The sequence below is a fragment of the Spirillospora sp. NBC_01491 genome (assembly GCF_036227065.1).
Classification (GTDB): domain Bacteria; phylum Actinomycetota; class Actinomycetes; order Streptosporangiales; family Streptosporangiaceae; genus Spirillospora; species Spirillospora xylanilytica.
In genome coordinates this window covers 4460671-4478100 of sequence record NZ_CP109432.1, presented here as the reverse complement: position 1 = coordinate 4478100, position 17430 = coordinate 4460671, and the positions used below count along the sequence as shown (strand labels likewise).

Below are 17430 nucleotides of genomic sequence, written 5' to 3'. Positions count from 1 at the left end.
TGATATCCCCCTGAAGGCTGCTAAAGCCCACGCCTGATGAAGGAGATCAACTCGCGGGGTCGATGCTCTTTGGGTGGGCATGCTCGATTTTTCAAATTGCCGCGCAAGAGCTTCCGGGGGCCCTAGCTTTCTGGCATGACTGACCACGTCTTGGTCGAGGCGCTGCGCGAGCGCGATCCAGACGCCCCGGCGTCGGTATACGACGCGTACGCCGAGCGGCTCTACGCGTACTGCTGGTTCCGGCTGCGCGGACAGGGCGCGGCACAGGCGGCGCTGCGCGACACGTTCACGGTTGCTGAAGCGCACATCGCCAAGCTGCGCGATCCGGATCGGTTCGGGCCGTGGCTCTACGCCATCGCCCGGCAGGAGTGCGAAGGGCGCCAGCCCTGCGGAGAGCAGCCGCCCGACCTGCCGGCCGCCGGTGACCACCAGGAGGACGTCGACCAGCGGATCGTCGCGTCGCGGGCCGTGCTGGCGCTCTCCCCGCTCGCCCGGGAGATCTTGGAGCTGCGGATCCGGCACCAGTTGTCGGTGCCCGATCTGGCCGCCGTGTTCGACCTGCCGGCCAAGGACGCCCAGGCGGCGCTCGACCGCGGGCATGACGAGCTGGAGACGGCGCTGACCGCTGAGATCCTCGCCCACCAGGGCCCGCACGGTTGTGCCGAACGGGCGCTGCTTCTACAGGAACGGCATGGCGAACTGTCCCGCGAACTGAGCGGACGGCTGACCCGCCACGCGTTGGACTGCATTGTCTGTAAAGCGTTTCGGCCGCGCGCCGTCTCTGCGGCAAAGGTGTACGGGATGCTGCCGAAAGCCGAAACTCCCGAAGGGCTTCGGCGGCGTGTCATAAGCAGCTTCCAGGACACCGAGCCTGTGGGGGAGCGCCTCTCCGCCGCGGATCGGATCACCGAATTCACTCCTGATGGATTCCCGAGGCCACCTCAGCGCCAGACGGTGTCCCCAGAGCCGGCTCTGCCGCTCCAGCGTGCACGATTTCCGTGGCCGCGCCGCCTGGGCACGAGTGCCGCGGCGGGGGCCCTCCTGCTATCGCTCGGTGGTGGCGTCTCCGTGCTCTACGGCGTGTCCGGAGCGAGCGATCAGAACGTGGGCCCGGCGGCTTCTGAAGGAGAAGAGCGCCCGGTGTCCGGTGCGGAGTGGCCTGAGGTCCGGTCGCTCGGCAGGCCGGGCGCAGGAGGGGGCGGCGGCACCCTTACCGCCTCGGCGACGTTCCCGCTGGGCGCTCGCACTCCGTCTGCGCCGTCCACATCGTTCGCTCCGCCACCTGATCCGCGGTCGTTCCCGCCCGCTCCCAGCACCGGCGCCTCCTCGGGAGCGGGTCACTCCACCAGTGCCGGGACGCTCGTGGTCTCCGCATCCGCTCTCGACCTGGCAGGCGGTGCGAACGGCTCCATCGAGTTGCAGGCGGCCGGTGGCCCGGTCACTTGGCTGGCGAGGGCCTCGGGGCCCGTACGGCTGAGCCGGTCGTCCGGACGGCTGGAGGCAGGGCAGTCGATGACTCTCGGCGTGCACGTCGTCCGCAAGGCCCGTTCGTCAGGCGAGGGCCGTATCGACTTCGCGCCTGGAGGATCACGCGTCCGCGTCACTTGGCGTCCTGCGGACAATGGTCCCGGACACGCGCCCGTCCCCGTGTCCCCGCCGGGGACGGTACCGGGGACGACGCCCGGAACGACGGCGCCGGGTTCGGCCCCTCCGCCTTCACCGTCCGAGTCCGGTCGGCCGGGTGGTCAGTCGCCGTCTTCCGACACGCCGCCGCCGTCGAACGACTCTCCGCCGCCTGCCGGACAGCCGGAACCAGTCCCGTAATGCCTGGCCAGTACCGATGCCCCCGTTACGGCAGGGGTATTCGGCGCCCGTCGCCGAGTACCGCACCGCTTCGCCGTCATTCGAAATCATTTCCCGGCCGTTCGACCGTGCTGCGTCTGGCCAGCGGATCGAATCGCGGAAGCGTCGTCTGGAGCGGCGCCTCGGCAGCGCCCAGGAACACGCCGCCTCCGTTCAGCGTGCGCGTGGTGGACCTCCGAACCGCATGTGTCCCTGCGGTCATTGCGCGCGGGTGACCTGGTCTTCTTCGCCCACGACACATCGGAACCCGACACGATCCACCATGTCGGCATCTTCATCGGCGCCACCCGTGCACTCGGCTGACCGCGTGCGCGGCGCACGGGAACGGTCCTGCCGAAGGCGTGGCCTCGAGCGCGCGGGGGAAGGCGAAAACCCTTCCGTACGGCCGGGGGCCATACGGAAGGGTTCGACGTGCCTCGTCGTGGACGGCCGGGAGCGGACCGTCGCCGTCCTCGCGATTCAGTGGCCTCCCTGGTCGACCGCGCGCTTGCGGGAGCGCTCGATCTCGGCCTCTGCCTCGACCCGGCCCACCCAGCTGGCGCCCTCGACGGACTTGCCCGGCTCCAGGTCCTTGTAGACCTCGAAGAAGTGCTGGATCTCCAGGCGGTCGAACTCCGGGACGTGGTGGATGTCGCGAAGGTGCTCCTGCCGGGGGTCGGTCGCCGGAACGCAGAGGACCTTGTCGTCACCACCGGCTTCGTCGGTCATCCGGAACATGCCGACGGCGCGGCAACGGATGAGGCAGCCGGGGAACGTAGGCTCCTGGAGGAGGACGAGCGCGTCGAGCGGATCGCCGTCCTCTCCCAGGGTGTCCTCGATGAACCCGTAGTCCGCCGGGTACTGGGTGGAGGTGAACAGCATCCGGTCCAGCCGGATGCGGCCCGTCTCGTGGTCCACCTCGTACTTGTTCCGCTGGCCCTTCGGGATCTCAATGGTGACGTCGAAATCCAAGATGTCCTCCGCTCCCTGCGCGGTCGCAGTGATTAGTCTTTCGGGAGTCTGAGCGGGTGAGGCCGACCCCCACAGGGTGGGTGTTCCCTTATATAAGGATGTCGCACGTTGGTGAGTGGTGAGTGGGAGAGGGGCGGTAGCGTGCCTGCACGGGGCCGCACCCTCGCTCTGGTGTCGCTGTCCCTCCTTAATGTCTTCACCGCCGTCGCGGCGCTCGCAGTGGTCAAACTCACACCGGATCGACATCTGTCGCCCCAGCCGCCCAGTGTGGCCGAACGCGATCTCGTCTCCGCGACCGCGTCCCTGCCCGCCGCGGATTCGTCCTCGGCGCGCGTACCGAACGCCTCTACCTTGGCGGGGCGGCTGTCCGGACTGATCGGCGGCCCCGGCGCGAAGATCAACGCGGTGGTGATCGACGCCGTGACCCGCCGGCCACTGTTCGAGCAGCGCGCCGATCGGCCCGCCACCCCGGCCAGTACCACCAAGCTGGCCACGACGGTGGCGACGCTCGCCGCGCTCGGCCCCGGGCACCGGATCACCACACAGGTCGTCCGTGGTGCCGGGGGCGGCATCGTACTGGTCGGAGGCGGGGATCCTACCTTGACGGCCCTTCCCGCGCGCCCGGGCGCTACGCATCCGCCTTACGCCTCGCTGACGGACCTGGCCCGGCAGACCGCCGCGTCCCTCAAGGCGGCCGGCGTACAGCGCGCCCGCGTGGACTATGACGCGTCGGCGTATCAGGGACCGCGCGTCGCCGCCGGATGGAAGCCCAACTACCTGCCTGACGGCGAGGTGGCTCCGGTCAGCGCACTGACACTGGACGAGGGCCGGGTCGCTCCCGGAGACCCGACGCAGAAGTCCCGGGTGGCGGATCCGCCCTCTTCCGCTGCGGCCGCCTTCGCGCGACTGCTGACCCGTAACGGCGTGTACGCGAAGCGTGGCCGTCGCGTTGCCGCGCCTCAGGGCGCGGCACGCCTGGGCGCTGTGCAGTCACCTCCGGTGTCCGCACTGATCGAGCATCTGATGACCGAGAGCGACAACGACGTGGCCGAGGCGATGGCGCGGCAGGTTGCGATCAAACTGGGCCGTCCGGCGTCGTTCGCGGACGCGGCGCAGGCCGTGCGGCAGGTGCTGGCGGGCCTCGGCGCCGCCGAGGGCGTCCAGGTCAACGACGGCAGCGGGTTGTCGCCGCTCAACCGGATCACTCCGCTCGCGCTCGCACGGCTGGCGTCGCTGGCCGCCTCACCTGACCATCCTGAACTGCGTTCGGTCATCACCGGGCTGCCGGTCGCGGGATTCTCCGGCACGCTCCGGCCGCCTCGCTACACGGTCGCGGCGAGCCAGGCCGGCGCCGGGACGGTCCGGGCCAAGACCGGGACGCTCGCGGGCGTCAGCACCCTCGCAGGGGTGGCCTACGACGCCGACGGGCGCCTACTGGCCTTCGCCTTCATGGCGGGCGACGGCAAGAGCCCCGTCGACCCCGGCAAGCTCGACCGTCTCGCGGCCACGGTCGCCTCCTGCGGGTGCGGCTGAAGCCGTCTCTGCGGGTGCGCTGGACCTTGTACGGCCCGCGTTCGGCCAGTGCTGCCCTCCGCTCGTGTGCGCGGGGGAAGCGGGGGCGGCACGTGCCGACGGGGGATCCGGGACAGCGCGTGTGGACGCTCTCGTACGGGAGATAACCAGAACGGTTGTTCGTTGAACGATCGTGCAGGGCGCTCCGGCGCCACGTGTTGAAACGTACGGTGGAGTACATGAGCGCCTCAATGATCGACTGGAACCTGGCGGTTCAGACGGGTACCCGTCTCGTCCGGCCGGGGCCGCAGGTCAGCCATGCCGAGGCCCGCGAGGTCGTGGCCGAGCTGCGGGAGCTGTCCGGGCTGGCCCACGGGCACGTGCGCGACTTCACCGGCATGGCCTCGGAGATCGATCCGGCGCCGGCGACGGTCGTCGACCGTCCCGGCTGGATCCGCGCCAACGTGGACGGGTTCAGGGTGGTGCTCGAACCGCTCATGGAGCAGATGCAGGAGCGGCGCGGCCCCGGCCTGCTCGGCGGCGGGGCGGGCACCGTGGTGGTCGAGGCGATCGGCTCCCGGGTCACCGGCATGCAGGTCGGCGGGATCCTCGCGTACATGGCCAGCCGGGTGCTCGGGCAGTACGAGCTGTTCCTGCCGCCCGACCCGTCCGGTCTCGCGCCCACGGGCCGCCTGACGCTCGTCGCGCCCAACATCGTCCACGTCGAGCAGGAGCTCGGTGTCGACGCGCGCGACTTCCGGCTGTGGGTGTGCCTGCACGAGGAGACGCACCGCGCGCAGTTCACCGGGGTCCCCTGGCTGCGCGAGTACGTGCAGGACCAGATGACCAGGTTCCTGCTCGCCTCGGATCTCGATCCCGGGGCGATGCTGGACCGCATCCGGGACGCCGCGGAAGCGGTCGCCGACGCGGTGCGCGGGGGCGACTCCAACCTCATCGACGCGATCCAGACGCCTGAGCAGCGCGAGATCCTCGACCGGCTCACCGCGGTCATGACGCTCGTCGAGGGCCATGGCGACTATGTGATGGACGCCGTCGGCCCCGAGGTCGTCCCGTCGGTGCAGCAGATCCGCGCGCGCTTCCAGGGACGCCGTGACGGCGGTTCGCGGATGGACAAGACGATCCGCCGGCTGCTCGGCATCGACCTGAAGATGAAGCAGTACGCCGAGGGCTCACGGTTCGTGCACCGGGTCGTCGCCGACGCGGGCATGGACGGGTTCAACCAGGTCTGGCAGTCGCCCGAGACCCTGCCGACCCATGCCGAGATCAAGGAACCGGCCCTCTGGCTGGAGCGGGTCGTCCGCTCCCGCTCCCTCGACGCCTCCTCGCCGGCGGTGGACGCGCCCTCCCCAGCGGCGGACGGGACTCCTCCTGACGCGAACGAGGCCTGAGGCCGCCGAGGTATGGCTCCATAGCGCCGGGCCGGTAGCGGCCGGATGGTAGAGATTTCCCATGGGCCCTGATCCGGCGGTGGCGGCGGTACGGCTGGCGGTTCGGCGCGTGCTCGCCGAGCTGCCGCCTGACTCGATGGTGCTCGCGGCGTGCAGTGGAGGCGCCGACTCCCTGGCTCTGGCCGGTGCGCTCGCCTTCGAGGCGCCCCGTTCGGGACGTCCGGCCGGGGGGGTCACGATCGACCATGGCTTGCAGGACGGCTCGGACGACCACGCCGCCGCCGTTGTACGCACTCTGGCGGGCCTTGGGCTGGACCCTGCCGGGTCCGTGGCGGTCGACGTGGGGGAGGAGGGCGGCCCCGAGAACGCCGCCCGTACGGCCCGCTACGCAGCTCTGGACGCGACGGCGGTCCGGCTGCGAGCCTCCGCGGTACTCCTCGGCCATACACGGGACGACCAGGCGGAGACGGTCCTGCTGGGGCTGGCTCGTGGTTCAGGGGCACGGTCCCTCGCCGGGATGCCGCCCTCGTTCGAACGCCGCCACTCCTCGTCCGAAGGGGTGCGCTACAGGCGGCCGTTGCTGGAGCTCGACAGGGCGACGGTGCGGCGCGCGTGCCTGGCAATGGGGCTGGACCCCTGGGACGACCCGCACAACGACGACGAGGCCTACGCGCGTGTGCGCGTCCGGCATGAGGCATTGCCCACTCTGGAGCGCGTGCTGGGGCCGGGAGTGACCGACGCCCTGGCGCGCACGGCCCGGATGCTGCGCGATGACGCTGACGCCCTGGACGCCCTTGCTGCGCGCGCGTACGCGGATTTCGACGCGACGGAGGGCCCCGAGAAGGTCGCGCTTCTGCTGAAGGGACTCGACGACCTGCCCGCCGCCGTAAGGACCCGGGTGCTGCGGACCGCGGCGATCCAGGCGGGCAGTCCACCGGGTACGCTCGCGGCCGTCCACGTCGACGAAGTGGATCGGCTGGTCACGGACTGGCATGGGCAGCGGCACGTCGACCTGCCCGGAGGTCTACGCGCTTTCCGGCGGTATGGGAGGCTGCTGTTCGGTCCGGTTTGACACCGCGTCGTGTGTGTTCGGTCACGTGACGCGTTCGCCTCAAGGTGTCGTCCGCCCGCGCGGGCGGACGAGTGGTCGCGACAACGAGGGTGGGGTTGTGGACGAGAAGGACCTGGGCAGGGATCTGGCAGAGGTGCTGATCCCCGAGGATCGGCTACAGGCCAAGGTGCGGGAACTCGCCGCGCAGATCGACACCGACTACACCGGCAAGGACCTGCTGCTCGTCGGCGTCCTCAAGGGCGCCGTGATGATCATGGCGGACCTGGCGCGGTCGCTGCACACGCCGGCCTCGATGGACTGGATGGCGGTCTCGTCGTACGGCTCGGGCACCAAGTCCTCGGGCGTCGTGCGGATCCTCAAGGACCTCGACACCGACATCATCGACCGCCACGTGCTGATCGTGGAGGACATCGTCGACTCCGGTCTCACCCTGTCCTGGCTGGTCAGCAACCTGCGCTCGCGCGGCCCGGCCTCGCTGGAGATCTGCGCGCTGCTGCGCAAGCCGGAGGCGGTCAAGACCGACCTCGACGTCAGGTACATCGGGTTCGACATTCCCAACGAGTTCGTCATCGGGTATGGGCTCGACTACTCGGAGAAGTATCGGAATTTGCCTTTTGTGGGCACTCTCGCGCCCCACGTGTACGGAGGCGACGGAGCCTGAGCGGGCCGCCCGGGAGTCGACCAGGAGTCGCCCGGGGTCCGGCCGAGGACGCTCGCAAGAGCCCCGGAAGGGCCCGGCGGGCCCGGCGGAGGCCCCGTGGTGGACCGGCGGCGGTGCGGTGGTGGACGGCCGGAGCGGGCGGACACTCCCGGATGATTCTCGATCGGCCGGTGAAGGGCACGAAAAGTACGTCAGGGAACAAGGGCCCCCGACCGATCGTTGCAAGGGACGTCGACGGGTATATCGGATGGATCAGGGGATCGGCGCTGGCTGCGTCCTCTGTGCGGTGCGGTGTACCGTCGGTGTTCCGGGTCCTCGGGCCCGGGAGCCACATGATGGAGACCGCCTCGGCGGGTGTGCGCCCCAGGCGAGGGCCCGCCGTGTACGAGATCGGTTCGCAGTGGTGCCCGTCCCCATGGCGGGCGAGGATCGTACACAGACGTTGGTCAGGAGGGACGGGCCCCGTAGGGGTAACCGGATAAATGGACGTGAAGCGCTATTTTCGCGGGCCGCTGCTGTGGATCCTGCTGTTCGGCCTCTTGGTCGCCCTTGTCATGTGGGGCGTCAATCCCGGTCGTTCATTTGAGAAGACCGACACCTCCAAGGTGGTCCAGGAGATCGCCGCTGGGCAGGTGAAGTCCGCCAAGATCATCGACAAGGATCAGCGGGTCGAGGTCACTCTCACCAACGGCAAGCAGCAGCAGGCCTCCTGGGTCGACGGTCAGGGTCTCCAACTACAGAACCAACTGCAACAGCAGGCCAACGCGGGCAAGCTTCCCGGCGGTTACAACGTCGAGGTGCCCAAGCAGAGCTTCTTCCTCAACCTGCTGTTCAGCCTGCTGCCCATCGTCGTCATCGTGCTGATCTTCTTGTTCATCATGAACCAGATGCAGGGCGGCGGCAATCGGGTGATGAACTTCGGCAAGTCCAAGGCCAAGCTGATCACCAAGGACACGCCGAAGACCACGTTCGCGGACGTGGCGGGGGCCGACGAGGCGCTGGAAGAGCTGGAGGAGATCAAGGACTTCCTGGCCAATCCGGCCAAGTTCCAGTCCATCGGCGCCAAGATTCCCAAGGGCGTGCTGCTGTACGGCCCGCCCGGCACCGGCAAGACGCTGCTGGCCCGCGCGGTCGCCGGCGAGGCCGGGGTGCCGTTCTACTCGATCTCCGGTTCGGACTTCGTGGAGATGTTCGTCGGCGTCGGCGCCTCCCGGGTGCGCGACCTGTTCGAGCAGGCCAAGACCAACGCCCCGTCGATCATCTTCATCGACGAGATCGACGCCGTCGGCCGGCACCGCGGCGCGGGGCTCGGCGGCGGGCACGACGAGCGCGAGCAGACCCTCAACCAGCTCCTGGTCGAGATGGACGGCTTCGACGTCAAGGGCGGCGTGATCCTGATCGCGGCGACCAACCGGCCCGACATCCTCGACCCGGCGCTGCTGCGTCCGGGCCGCTTCGACCGCCAGGTCACCGTCGACCGTCCCGACCTCGAGGGCCGCAAGGGCATCCTGCGGGTGCACGGCCGCGGCAAGCCGTTCGCCCCCGACGTCGAGCTCGACATCATCGCCCGCCGTACCCCGGGCTTCACCGGTGCGGACCTGGCCAACGTGATCAACGAGGCGGCGCTGCTCACCGCGCGGTTCGACCGCAAGCTGATCGACATGGACACCCTCGAGGAGTCCATCGACCGCGTCATGGCCGGGCCGGAGCGCAAGACCCGGGTGATGTCGGACAAGGAAAAGAAGATCATCGCCTACCACGAGGGCGGGCACGCGCTGGTGGCGCACGCGCTGCCGAACTCCGACCCCGTGCACAAGGTGACGATCCTGCCGCGCGGCCGGGCCCTGGGTTACACCATGACCCTGCCGATGGAGGACAAGTTCCTCACCACCCGCTCGGAGATGAACGACCAGCTCGCCATGCTGCTGGGCGGACGCACCGCCGAGGAGCTGGTGTTCCACGAGCCGACCACCGGCGCGGCCAACGACATCGAGAAGGCCAGCTCGATCGCCCGCAACATGGTGACCGAGTACGGCATGAGCGAGCGGCTCGGCGCCCGCAAGTTCGGCACCGGCCAGGGCGAGGTCTTCCTCGGCCGCGACATGGGCCACGAGCGGGACTACTCCGAGGACATCGCCTCGGCGATCGACGACGAGGTCCGCCGCTACATCGAGGCCGCGCACGACGCCGCCTGGGAGATCCTGGTCGAGTACCGGGACGTCCTGGACGACCTGGTCATCAACCTGATGGAGAAGGAGACGCTCTCCAAGGACCAGGTGCTGGAGATCTTCGCGCCGATCCAGAAGCGGCCGTTCCAGAACTCCTACACCGGTTACGGCAAGCGCCTCCCGTCCGACCGGCCGCCGGTGCTGACGCCCAAGGAGCTGGCGCTGATGGGCCCGCAGGACGTCACCGACCTGACCAAGAGCAACGGCCAGGGGACGGGTGTGGCCGAGCCCACCGACCCGGCTCCGGGCGAGAGCTGATCGCTTTGGCTCTCCCGTACGACGAGGACGCGCCGGTCGGGGCCGTCACCGGCATGCCGGACTTCGACCATGGCCGGGTCGAGCGGGCGGTGCGCGAGATCCTGTTCGCGATCGGGGAGGACCCCGATCGCGACGGGCTCCGCGACACCCCCGCCCGCGTGGCGCGCGCGTACGCCGAGCAGTTCGCCGGGCTCCGGCAGGCGCCCGAGGACGCGCTCAACAAGGTGTTCGAGGCCGACCACGACGAGATGGTCCTGGTCAAGGACATCGAGGTCTACTCGACCTGCGAGCACCATCTGACGCCGTTCCACGGGCTCGCGCACGTGGGCTACACGCCCAACAAGAAGGGGCAGATCACCGGGCTGTCCAAGCTGGCCCGGCTGGTCGACGTGTACGCCCGCCGGCCGCAGGTCCAGGAGCGCCTCACCAGCCAGGTCGCCGACGCGGTGATGCGCATCCTGGAGCCGCGCGGCGTCATCGTGGTGATCGAGGCCGAGCATCTCTGCATGACCATGCGGGGCGTGCGGAAGCCCGGCGCCCGGACGGTCACCTCCGCCGTGCGCGGCGACTTCCGGGATCACGCCGAGACCCGCGCCGAGGCGATGAGCCTCATCCTGGGCCGCGCCTGATCCCAGGGCGCGGGCCGGAGGTGTGGGCACTGCGCTCACTGCACGGCCTGCACATTCTGTGAAGGCCCGCCGGCACCCTTCGGGGAGCCCGGCGGGCCTTTGCGTGTGTGACGATCGAATCCCTTTGGACAACGGGCGTCCAGGGCACTGGGCGGCGCGCGAAGGGCCTCCCGTCTGGGCATAGGCTTGTTCGTATGACCAGTGCCGTCGTTCCAGGACTGCCAGCGCCGGGGCGCTGCCTGGTCATGGGCGTGGTCAACGTGACGCCCGACTCGTTCTCCGACGGCGGCACCTGGTTCGACGCCGACAAGGCCATCCGGCACGGGCTCGATCTGGTCGCGGAGGGCGCCGACGTGGTCGACGTGGGCGGCGAGTCGACCCGTCCCGGCGCCCAGCGGGTGTCCCGTGAGGAGGAGCTCCGCCGGGTCGTCCCGGTCATCGAGGCCCTCTCCGCCGAGGGCGTGCCGGTCAGCGTCGACACCATGCGCGCCGAGGTGGCCGAGGCCGCCGTCGCCGCGGGAGCCCGGCTCGTCAACGATGTCAGCGGCGGGCTCGCCGATCCCGGAATGCCGCGGATGGTCGCCGCGACCGGTGTGCCGTACGTCGTCATGCACTGGCGCGGGCACAGCCACGACATGCAGAGCAGGGCCGTGTACTCCGACGTGGTGGGCGAGGTCCGCGACGAGCTGCTGCGCCGCGTCGACGCCGTCCTGGCCGAGGGCGTCGACCCGTCCATGATCGTGCTGGACCCCGGGCTCGGGTTCGCCAAGAGTCCCGAGGCGGGCCACAACTGGGCGCTGCTGGCCCACCTCGACACGCTCCTCGGCACCGGCTACCCGGTGCTCGTCGGGGCGTCCCGCAAGGGGTTCCTCGGGAGGCTCCTGGCGGCCCCCGACGGAACCCGGCGACCGTTCAACGACTGCGACGACGCCACTGTCGCGATCACCGCCCTGGCCGCCGCGGCGGGTGCCTGGTGCGTGCGGGTGCACCGGGTCCGTCCCAACGCCGACGCCGTTCGGGTGGCCTCGGCCGTACGCGCAGCGGGGCCCGCGGGCGCGTCTGAGCCTCCCGGTATGGCGTCCCGGCGTGATGTGGCGGTGTCCGAAGCCGACAGTGACGCGGCGGGCCGCCGCGGCGATTCCGGGAGCGACCATCGATGAGCCCTGCCGTTGACCGCGCCGACCTGGAAGAGGCCCACGCGGAGTTCTACGCCGCGTTCGAGGAGGGCGATCTCGACCGGATGTCGGCGGTCTGGGCGGACGGGCCGTACGCCGGGGGCGTGTCGTGCGTGCATCCCGGCTGGCCGATGCTGCGCGGCCGGGACGAGGTGCTCCGCTCGTGGGCGCTGATCATGGCCAACACCACATACATCCAATTTGTCCTGACTGATGTGGAATGTGATGCTTACGGGGACCATGCGGTGGTCACCTGCAAGGAGAACGTCCTCACCGCCGACGAGGGCACTGAGACGGGCTTCCTCGCCGGGGGGAGCATCGTGGCGACCAATGTGTTCGTCCGGCTCGGCGGGGAATGGCGACTCCTGCTCCATCACGGTTCCCCCGTACTCAATGGAGCAGAGGCAGAGGAAGAATGACTCTCGACCGGATAGAGCTGCGCGGCCTGCGCGCCCGCGGCCGGCACGGCTGCCTCCCCGCCGAGCGTGAGCTCGGGCAGGAGTTCGTGGTGGATGTCGCGCTGGGGCTCGACACCCGCCCGGCCGCGGCCGGAGATGATCTGTCGCGTACCGTCGACTACGGATCACTCGCCGGCCGCCTGGTCGCCGTCGTCGAAGGGGAGCCCGTCGACCTCATCGAGACTCTGGCCGGCCGGTTGGCGGAGGTCTGCCTGCAAGACACGCTGGTGATGGAGGCCGAGGTCACCGTCCACAAGCCGAGTGCCCCGGTGCCGCACCCCTTCACGGACGTGGCCGTGAAGATCACGAGGAGTCGCCCATGACAGCGTCCGACCGCATGCCCGACCGCACCGCGACCGGTGGCCACATGCTGGTCCAGCACCGAGTCGTCTTCTCGCTCGGCAGCAATCTCGGCGACCGCCTGGAGAACATCCAGGACGCGGTCGACGCTCTGTTCGACGCCCCCGGGCTGGATTTCGTCGCGCTGTCCCCGGTGTACGAGACCACTCCGTTCGCGCCGCCCGGCGAGACGCTGCCCGAGCAGGACGACTTCCTCAACATCGTCCTGGTCGCCGACACCCGGCTCCCCCCGGAGAACCTCCTCGAACGCATCCTCAACATCGAGAACTCGATGCAGCGCGTCCGCGAGGTCCGCTGGGGGCCGCGCACCCTCGACATCGACATCGTGGTGTTCGGGAACGTCTCGTCCGCCGATCCCCACTTGACCCTGCCGCATCCCCGCGCGCACGAGCGGGCGTTCGTGCTGGTCCCGTGGGCCGACATCGAGCCGGACGTGCTGCTGCCCGGCCACGGCCGGATCGGCGACCTGGCCGGTGCCAAGCAGGCGGAAGGAGGCCCGTCGGCCGTCCGCCGCCGGGAAGACCTGACCTTGCAGCCGCCTGCATGAAGCACACTCGCCCACTGCCCCTCATCGCCCTGGTGATCGTGGTCGCACTGATCACCTGGGCGGTGCTGCGCACCGCCTATGTGTCGCTGCCGCCGCTGCCCTGGACCGCGGTGCCGACGCTGCTGCTGCTCGCCCTCGGAGAGGCGTTCACCGGTGTGAACGTGCTGCGCCGGATCCGCCGCAAGCCCGGGACCAAGCCGGTCGAGCCCCTGGTCGTCGCGCGGATGGCCGCCCTCGGCAAGGCCAGCGCGCACGCGGCGGGGGTGCTCGGCGGCGTCTTCGCCGGCTTCGCCGCCAGCCTCGGCGACGCGCTCGACAAGCCGACGCCCCGGCACGACTTCTTCGTCAGCGGCGGCACGTTCCTGGCAGCGATGGTGCTGGTCGGCGCCGCCTTCTTCCTGGAGTACGCGTGCCGGGTTCCCAAGGACCCGGAGGAGGAGTCCAGGAAGCACGGCGCATCCCGTTCTTGACGCCTGGTGCTTGACGTTCGCGCTGGGCGTTCTCGGTTCACGGATGTGCTGCGTGGCGAGCGGGCGTTCCGTGGCCGGGTGGCGGGCCGCCCTCCGATGAGAGGGCGGCGGCCGGGGTGAGCCCGTCCAGGACCATGCCGAGGAGCCTGTCGAGGTGGCCGGGGTCGCCGCCGAACGCCTTCTCGTTGCCCCACGTGACACCGTGCACGAGGGCGAAGAACTCCATGGCGTCGATGTCGGCGCGGATCTCCCCCGCCTCCTGGGCCTGCGTCAGCAGTGCCGTGCCGGCCTTGCGCATCGCCGTGCAGGACGCGTGCAGATCGGACGTCTCGTCGCGCAGCGTCGTCGTGAGCGCCGCGGTCAGGCCCGGGTAGGTCGTACTGATCTCGATGAACGACCGGGCCCAGTCGATCAGCACCGTTCGGCCCGGGGGCCGGTCGAGCATGCTCTGGCCCTTGGCCTTGAGCTCGTCGAAGCGCTCGCGCAGCAGGGCTTCGAGCAGGGAGTCACGGGTCGGGAAGTGCCGGTAGAGCGTGCCGATCCCGACGCCGGCGTGCCGTGCGACGTCTTCGAGGGACGACTCGATGCCGCGCTCGGCGAAGGCCGTGCGCGCCTCGTTGAGGAGCCGGTCGTAGTTGCGCCGTGCGTCCGCGCGCATCGGCTTTGGCGCGGTTTCGCCCACCTTGCTCTCCTCGAGTTGCCAACCGGAGCCTGCCTCCTTATTGTAGCCGTGGACAGGCCGGAGGCAGCCTCCGGTTAACGGTGGAGGGAGTCGTGATCAGCATGGACGAGATCAGGCGGCGGCTCGGCCCGTTCGGCGTCTGGATCGCGCCGGACACGTTGCTGAGGACGCCCGTGCCCGTGCAGCGCGCGCAGTTCGCCCGGATCGAGGGGCTCGGCTACGGGTCGCTGTGGAGCGGTGAGCCGCCGGCGGTCTCGTCGGCGGGCGGACGTGAGGCGTTCAGCCAGCACGGCCTGATGCTGGCCGCGACCGAGCGGCTCGTCGTCGGCACCGGCATCGCCAACATCGGGATGCGCGACCCGGTCGCCATGCGCGGTGGCGCCGCGACGCTCGCCGAGGCGTATCCGGGCCGCTTCATCCTCGGGCTCGGCGGGCAGAGCGGCGAGCGCCCGCTGAAGCGACTGCGCGAGTACCTCGACGCGATGGACGCCGCGACGTCGATCCTCCCCGAGGTCGACTACCCGCGCGTCCTGGCCGCCCTCGGTCCCAAGGCGCACGAGCTGGCCGGCGAGCGCGCCGACGGCGTGCACCCCTTCCTTCAGCCGCTGGAGCACACGGCGCTCGCGCGCAAGGCCCTGCGGCCGGGCGCGCTGCTCGTCCCGCACCAGATCCTGACGCTCGACACCGATCCGGACAGGGCGCGCGGCAGGTTGCGCGCGATGCTGTCCGCCGGGGGCGGCGCCATGGCCGAGAGCCCGTACACCCGGCACTACCGGCGGCTCGGATACGGCGACGACGACCTGGGCGGCGATCGCAGCGACCGGTTCGTCGACGCGGTCCTGGCCTGGGGCGACGAGGCCGCCGTCGCCGACCGGCTGCGGGCCCACCTGGCCGCGGGCGCCGACCACGTGCTGCTGCACCCGTTCGCACCCGACCTGCCCGCCGCCGTCGACCAGCTCGAACGGCTCGCGCCGAGGCTGACCGGATGAGGCCGCCCGTCCCGACGCCGCCCGGGACGACGCTGTCTGAGGTGGGGCGGCCTGAGGTGGGGTCGCCTGAGGTGGGGCGGCTACTTGTCGATGTCGCCGACGACGAAGAACATCGATCCGAGAATGGCGATCATGTCGGCGACCAGATGTCCCGGCAGCAGCTCGGCCAGCACCTGCACGTTGTTGAACGAGGCCGACCGCAGCTTCAGCCGCCACGGAGTCTTCTCGCCCCGCGACACCAGGTAGTAGCCGTTGATACCGAGCGGGTTCTCGGTCCACGCGTAGGTGTGGCCCTCGGGCACCTTCAGCACCTTGGGCAGCCGCTGGTTGATCGGGCCCGGCGGCAGCTCGGCCAGCCGGTCCAGGCACGCCTCGGCCAGGTCGAGCGAGGCGTACACCTGGTCGAGGAGGCATTCGAACCGGGCCAGGCAGTCGCCCTCCGACCGCGTCACCACCCGCGGGGCGAGCTCGCCGTACGCCAGGTACGGTTCGTCCCGCCGCAGGTCGAAGTCGACGCCCGCCGCGCGCGCGATGGGCCCGGACACCCCGTACTGGAGGATCTGCTCGCGCGTGATGACCCCGACGCCGCGGGTCCGCGCCCGGAAGATCTCGTTCCCCATGATCAGGTCGGCGAGGTCCGACATCCGGGCCCGCACGTCGCCGACCGCGTGCCGCGCCCGGCCCGTCCAGCCCGCGGGCAGCTCCTCCTTCAGGCCGCCGACCCGGTTGAACATGTAGTGCATCCGGCCGCCGGCGATCTCCTCCATGACCCGCTGAAGGGTCTCGCGTTCTCGGAACGCGTAGAAGATCGGCGTGATCGCGCCCACCTCGAGCGGATAGGAGCCCAGGAACATCAGGTGGTTGAGCACCCGGTTGAGCTCGGCCAGCAGCGTCCGCGCCCATACCGCCCGCGCGGGCACCTCCATGCCCAGCATCCGCTCCACCGCGAGCACCACGCCGAGCTCGCTGGAGAACGCCGACAGCCAGTCGTGCCGGTTGGCCAGCACGATGATCTGCCGGAAGTCGCGCACCTCGAACAGCTTCTCCGCACCCCGGTGCATGTAGCCGATGATCGGCTCGGCCGCGGAGATGCGCTCGCCGTCCAGCGTCAGCCGCAGCCGCAGCACGCCATGCGTGGACGGGTGCTGCGGGCCGATGTTGAGGGTCATGTCCTCGGTGGCGAGCTCCTTGGCGCCCGCTCCGATCCCGACGATCCGTTCGGTGCTCATGGTCGCGTCCTCGCCGCTCCGATCACGTCTCCATGGTCCCATGGCGGGCGGTGCGCGGTTTCCGGTTGACTAGGGGGCAATGAACGCAAGTCATGGCGAACTGGCGATGCATCATCCGAACCCGCCCTTTCCCGGCCCTTCGCAGGGGCCTGGGCCCGGCGCGTCCCCACCTCCGATGGCAACCGCGCCCCACCCTCCGGGCGCGCCACCCCCGGTCTATGCCGCCGATCAGGCGTTCGCCTCGGGCGGCGGGCTGCCATGGTCGCGCATCTCCAAACGGCACACGTGGCACCGGGCGACGAGCGCCGCCCTCACCGCGGTGCCGATCGCGGCCCTCGGCGCGTTCCTGGTCTCCCGCAATGCCGGGCTGCCCGGCGCCGCGCTGTGGGTCGCCGCGGTCATCGTCAGCGTCGCCCTCGCCGGGATCGTCGCCGAACTGGCCTGCCGCTCGCTCGGCTACGCCGAACGCGCCGACGACCTCATCGTGACGCGCGGCGTGTTCGTCAAGCGCCTCATCGTCGTCCCGTACGGACGGATGCAGTTCGTCGACGTGACCGCCGGGCTGCTGGAACGCTGGATGGGCATCGCGACCGTCCGCATGCACACCGCGGCGGCGGCCACCGACGCCACCATCCCCGGGCTCCCCGCGGCCGAGGCCGCGCTGCTCCGCGACCGCCTCGCCCAGAAGGGCGAGGAGCGGAGCATGGGCCTGTGAGCTTCGACCGCGGGGATCCCACTGCCCGGCCTCCCGTGCCGCCCGCGGGTCCGCCGTTCGCGGCCGGGCTGCGAGGTGGTTCGGCTGTTGCGGGGGGCTCGCCGCCCGTTCCTCCTGGTGGTCCCGGGTTCGTTGGGGCGCCGGTAGGGGTGGGCGTGCCTTATGGGGCTGGTGGGATGCCGCCTCATGTCCAGGGCTACGGGCCATATCGCGGGGGACCTC

The 17430-nt window shown here is 70.5% G+C and carries 18 protein-coding genes; 15 read left to right on the top strand and 3 right to left on the bottom strand.

Features of this window, described 5'->3' with window-relative positions:
• The first annotated feature begins 135 nt into the window (after positions 1 to 135).
• Together OHA34_RS20820 and OHA34_RS20815 are read left to right on the top strand one after the other, a co-directional pair.
• Positions 136 to 1824 (top strand): sigma-70 family RNA polymerase sigma factor, encoded by a 1689-nt coding sequence (locus tag OHA34_RS20820; RefSeq protein ID WP_329518615.1) that lies wholly within the window; start codon positions 136 to 138, stop codon positions 1822 to 1824.
• 3 nt (positions 1825 to 1827) lie between these two features.
• A complete protein-coding gene (locus OHA34_RS20815; protein ID WP_329522433.1) occupies positions 1828 to 2166 on the top strand; it encodes an NlpC/P60 family protein in 339 nt (112 codons plus the stop codon).
• A gap of 156 nt (positions 2167 to 2322) precedes the next feature.
• Here the strand turns inward: OHA34_RS20815 and OHA34_RS20810 are convergent, their stop codons facing one another.
• The gene (locus OHA34_RS20810; protein WP_285940024.1) at positions 2323 to 2814 is read right to left on the bottom strand and encodes an inorganic diphosphatase; all 492 of its coding nucleotides are present in this window, start codon (positions 2812 to 2814) and stop codon (positions 2323 to 2325) included.
• 171 nt (positions 2815 to 2985) lie between these two features.
• Between OHA34_RS20810 and dacB the strand changes: the two genes are divergently transcribed.
• From dacB to OHA34_RS20755, 11 genes are all read left to right on the top strand, one after another.
• A complete protein-coding gene (gene dacB, locus OHA34_RS20805) occupies positions 2986 to 4347 on the top strand; it encodes a D-alanyl-D-alanine carboxypeptidase/D-alanyl-D-alanine endopeptidase (protein WP_285940025.1) in 1362 nt (453 codons plus the stop codon).
• Between the two features lie 218 nt (positions 4348 to 4565).
• Positions 4566 to 5735: a zinc-dependent metalloprotease gene (locus OHA34_RS20800; protein WP_432763048.1), complete on the top strand. Its 1170-nt coding sequence runs from the start codon at positions 4566 to 4568 to the stop codon at positions 5733 to 5735.
• Positions 5736 to 5796: 61 nt separating this feature from the next.
• The gene (gene tilS, locus OHA34_RS20795) at positions 5797 to 6807 is read left to right on the top strand and encodes a tRNA lysidine(34) synthetase TilS (RefSeq protein ID WP_285940026.1); all 1011 of its coding nucleotides are present in this window, start codon (positions 5797 to 5799) and stop codon (positions 6805 to 6807) included.
• Positions 6808 to 6904: 97 nt separating this feature from the next.
• Entirely contained in the window at positions 6905 to 7468 is a 564-nt protein-coding gene (gene hpt, locus OHA34_RS20790) for a hypoxanthine phosphoribosyltransferase (RefSeq protein WP_285940027.1), read from the top strand.
• 482 nt (positions 7469 to 7950) lie between these two features.
• Positions 7951 to 9954, top strand: coding sequence for an ATP-dependent zinc metalloprotease FtsH (gene ftsH / locus OHA34_RS20785; protein WP_285940028.1), 2004 nt, complete (start codon positions 7951 to 7953; stop codon positions 9952 to 9954).
• 53 nt (positions 9955 to 10007) lie between these two features.
• Complete coding sequence (gene folE, locus OHA34_RS20780) at positions 10008 to 10583, top strand: GTP cyclohydrolase I FolE (RefSeq protein ID WP_285940110.1); 576 nt, start codon at positions 10008 to 10010, stop codon at positions 10581 to 10583.
• A 194-nt stretch (positions 10584 to 10777) separates the two neighbouring features.
• A complete protein-coding gene (gene folP / locus OHA34_RS20775; protein ID WP_443029584.1) occupies positions 10778 to 11743 on the top strand; it encodes a dihydropteroate synthase in 966 nt (321 codons plus the stop codon).
• Positions 11740 to 12177 carry a nuclear transport factor 2 family protein gene (locus OHA34_RS20770; RefSeq protein WP_285940029.1) on the top strand — a complete coding sequence of 146 codons (438 nt, stop codon included), beginning with the start codon at positions 11740 to 11742 and terminating at the stop codon, positions 12175 to 12177. Before folP ends, OHA34_RS20770 begins: the two co-directional genes overlap by 4 nt.
• Positions 12174 to 12539 carry a dihydroneopterin aldolase gene (folB, locus tag OHA34_RS20765; RefSeq protein WP_285940030.1) on the top strand — a complete coding sequence of 122 codons (366 nt, stop codon included), beginning with the start codon at positions 12174 to 12176 and terminating at the stop codon, positions 12537 to 12539. Before OHA34_RS20770 ends, folB begins: the two co-directional genes overlap by 4 nt.
• Positions 12536 to 13123, top strand: a complete 588-nt coding sequence (gene folK, locus OHA34_RS20760) for a 2-amino-4-hydroxy-6-hydroxymethyldihydropteridine diphosphokinase (RefSeq protein WP_285940031.1) — start codon at positions 12536 to 12538, stop codon at positions 13121 to 13123. Before folB ends, folK begins: the two co-directional genes overlap by 4 nt.
• Entirely contained in the window at positions 13120 to 13593 is a 474-nt protein-coding gene (locus OHA34_RS20755; RefSeq protein WP_285940032.1) for a DUF3180 domain-containing protein, read from the top strand. The genes folK and OHA34_RS20755 overlap by 4 nt, the downstream gene beginning before the upstream one ends.
• Positions 13594 to 13630: 37 nt before the next feature.
• Here the strand turns inward: OHA34_RS20755 and OHA34_RS20750 are convergent, their stop codons facing one another.
• A complete protein-coding gene (locus OHA34_RS20750; RefSeq protein ID WP_285940033.1) occupies positions 13631 to 14275 on the bottom strand; it encodes a TetR/AcrR family transcriptional regulator in 645 nt (214 codons plus the stop codon).
• Between the two features lie 101 nt (positions 14276 to 14376).
• Between OHA34_RS20750 and OHA34_RS20745 the strand changes: the two genes are divergently transcribed.
• Entirely contained in the window at positions 14377 to 15264 is an 888-nt protein-coding gene (locus OHA34_RS20745; protein ID WP_329518614.1) for a TIGR03620 family F420-dependent LLM class oxidoreductase, read from the top strand.
• A gap of 80 nt (positions 15265 to 15344) precedes the next feature.
• On the opposite strand, the gene OHA34_RS20740 is transcribed toward OHA34_RS20745, so the two are convergent.
• Complete coding sequence (locus tag OHA34_RS20740; RefSeq protein ID WP_285940035.1) at positions 15345 to 16493, bottom strand: NADH-quinone oxidoreductase subunit D; 1149 nt, start codon at positions 16491 to 16493, stop codon at positions 15345 to 15347.
• A gap of 175 nt (positions 16494 to 16668) precedes the next feature.
• Here OHA34_RS20740 and OHA34_RS20735 point away from each other — a divergent pair, with 175 nt between their 5' ends.
• Positions 16669 to 17208 (top strand): PH domain-containing protein, encoded by a 540-nt coding sequence (locus OHA34_RS20735; RefSeq protein ID WP_285940036.1) that lies wholly within the window; start codon positions 16669 to 16671, stop codon positions 17206 to 17208.
• Positions 17209 to 17430 lie beyond the last annotated feature (222 nt).